This window comes from Lysobacter sp. TAB13, assembly GCF_052113885.1.
GTDB classification, from domain to species: Bacteria; Pseudomonadota; Gammaproteobacteria; order Xanthomonadales; family Xanthomonadaceae; genus Lysobacter; species Lysobacter gummosus.
This window is the reverse complement of record NZ_JBFRDR010000230.1, coordinates 1-432: the sequence shown is the minus strand read 5'-3', so window position 1 is coordinate 432 and position 432 is coordinate 1. Positions and strand designations below refer to the sequence as shown.

Genomic DNA, 432 nt, shown 5'->3' with positions numbered 1-432 from the left:
GCTCCCGACAGCGCACCCACCGTGGCGCCGAACCCGGCAGCACTTGCAATTTCGATCGTCGCCCCAGCCGCGACCCCGTAATGGGAGTTCGCGGAGAATGCGGTCGAAGAGTCGGCGATCAGACGCCCACCCAAGACGTTGGTTGCGCCCGAATAGTCGTTGTTGCCGGAGAGGGTGACCGTGCCGGAGCCGGTCTTGGCGAGGGCGCCCGAGCCGGTCATGGCATTGGCGATGGCGATGTCGACACCGTTGCTCTGGTCAAGCGTCAATGTGCCGGCGCCGAGAGCGATGTTGCCGGTGAGATTGGCGGTGCCGGCCGTCGCGACCGTCAGGCTGCTGTTGCCGGACAGCGCGATAGCGTTTCCGCGGGCGCCCCCGCCATCCAGACCGCCGGAGATCGAGCCGCTCGCGCCCAGCGTGATGCTCAGGTTC

The 432-nt window shown here is 67.6% G+C and carries 1 protein-coding gene; it reads right to left on the bottom strand.

Annotation, left to right across the window (positions count from 1 at the left end):
- Positions 1-432, bottom strand: a 432-nt coding sequence (locus AB4Y92_RS25950) for an autotransporter-associated beta strand repeat-containing protein (protein ID WP_441822237.1), incomplete at both ends; no start/stop codon positions are given.